This is a genomic window from Candidatus Obscuribacterales bacterium (assembly GCA_036703605.1).
Taxonomy (GTDB): domain Bacteria; phylum Cyanobacteriota; class Cyanobacteriia; order RECH01; family RECH01; genus RECH01.
The window spans coordinates 1-2,061 of sequence record DATNRH010000624.1; the positions used below are offsets into that span (position 1 = coordinate 1).

Annotated in this window: 2 protein-coding genes; one reads left to right on the plus strand and one right to left on the minus strand. The window is 53.7% G+C overall.

Translation table 11 applies throughout. From position 1 onward, the window contains the following. Positions 1 to 407 (minus strand): hypothetical protein (locus V6D20_13205; protein ID HEY9816738.1); only part of this gene is annotated, 407 nt, incomplete at its 3' end. 181 nt (positions 408 to 588) lie between these two features. Here V6D20_13205 and V6D20_13210 point away from each other — a divergent pair. Further along, positions 589 to 1,929 (plus strand): transposase, encoded by a 1,341-nt coding sequence (locus V6D20_13210; protein ID HEY9816739.1) that lies wholly within the window; start codon positions 589 to 591, stop codon positions 1,927 to 1,929. Positions 1,930 to 2,061: the final 132 nt, after the last annotated feature.

Consider the following 2,061-nt stretch of genomic DNA (forward strand, 5'->3'; position numbering starts at 1 on the left):
GCTTGCCGCCTTTCCCAGTACTGGCCTTTCGAGATCGTCTGCAACTTACCTTCTCCGGTGCGCTCCCTGAAGCCCAGGACGAGTGCCAAGGCTTCATTCGTCGCTACCCAGTCCACCATGTGCTCATAAGATTTACGCCAGGTCGTTTGCACCACTGCCATCAACAAGATGCCGCTGTCCGGGTAAGTCAGCGGTCTGCCGCCAGGACCACGAGGCAAGCAGGGCTTGCTCAAGCGCCGGCTCATCCCCAACGCCCATGCGGCCAGCTCCTGAGCATGGATGATCGTCAGAAGCTGCTCCGGGCTGAGGCGCAATTTGCCACGCCGCTTGCCCGGATGGGACGACAAGTCCAAGATAGGAACCGGTTTTATGATTGCCGATTGCAGCCATGTAATGATAGACTCCATGCTGACTACTCCTGCTTATGGGAAGATCGTGGCGGTACACGCATCTTATCCCATTTGCCTGAGTAGTCAATCTTTTAAGGTTCAATTTGAGAGTTTCCGAACGCTCTCATATATATCGAGTTTAGACAAAAAGTAGGGCAGAACCCTTGCAGGGGACTGCCCTTGGGTAGAAACTTGATGTGTGAACAAAAAAGAAACTACCCAAGAGAACCTTAACAAGATAATCGAGTTTCGTCAAGCGATTTATGCACACGGCATGAGCAAGCGTCGAGATGCCCTGTTCGAGGCCTGGGATGCAATGGTGCTACATGGGATGAAAACATCCTTTCCATGGCTAAGCCTGAGTGGCGTATTCCGGCGCAAGTGGCACAGTCTGTACAAAGCGCTGGAACAGGGTGAAATCGATATGAATTGGCTGGCAAGCTATCTGGCGCAGCAAGTGCCACAAGCTGCGCTCTGCCATTTCTCGCTAGACGGCACAGGTTGGCCACGCTCACGAGCACGCACGATGGATGATCGCCAATACCTGTACTTGCCGACCCAAGCGGTCAATGGTGGATCAATCTGTGTGGGCTACCCCTACAGTCTGTTGGATTGGGTGCCGGAGCCACAGTCTAGTTGGTCACTGTCGGTCAGTGTACGCCGTATTTCCAGTAACGAAAGCGCTCAATCCGTAGGTGTGGAACAAGTCATGGCACTCAATGAAGCCAGAAAAGACTATCAAGAGGTGCTGGACATCGTGGCGGGTGATGGCAAATATGGCAACGCCAATTTCCTGCGTCCACTCAGGGGCCAACGCTGCGGCATTGTGGTGCGCTTGCGCAAGGATCGGATCCTGTATCGCAAGCCCGATGAGCCCAAAACCAGGAAACGGGGACGACCCAGAGTTCATGGTCGACGCTTCGCTTTCAAAGAGCCAGACACCTGGGATGACCCAGATGAAGTGATCGAACTGGAAGATGTGTGCTGGGGACAGGTGCGATTGGAGCGTTGGCGTGATCTGCATGGCAGGGTGGATGCCGACGTGCCTTTCGATGTAATCCGAGCCAGTGTGCATGTGGAACGAGACAAACCGCCCCTACCCATCTGGCTGGCATGGCAAGCACCTGCCTGTATCCCACAAGACATCCTGGTGGACGCAGCTATCATCTGGCGAGCTTATGTCCATCGCTGGCCTGTTGAACCCAATATTCGCTTTCGCAAACAACACTTGGGATGGTGCAAGCCTCAATTCCAGGACAAGGAAACCGGCGATCGTTGGAGTTGGCTGGTCGCTTTAGCAGTCTGGCTGCTTTATCTAGTGCGTCCGATCGTTCAAGATCAGCCCTTCCCCTGGCAGAAACCACAGACCCACTTGACGCCTCAACGTGTTCAGCAGGGTCTGCCGCTGATTTTTGCACAGTTCGGCTCACCAGCTCGCAAGCCTAAAGTGCGAGGTATTCCCCCAGGGTGGCTCAAAGGCCGATGCAGAAAGCCCAAACCCCGTTTTGCGGTGGTGAAAAAGCTGCCTAGCCCGGCTTAGTCCCCTGAAACTCGATTGTTAATGTGCTGTTTTTCAATCCCGATCCAAGATCGGGAATACATCATTTGTCTAAGTACGATTTCGAAACTTCCGCTTCAATAATCTCGTAATCACTCGTCACAGGCGTACCAC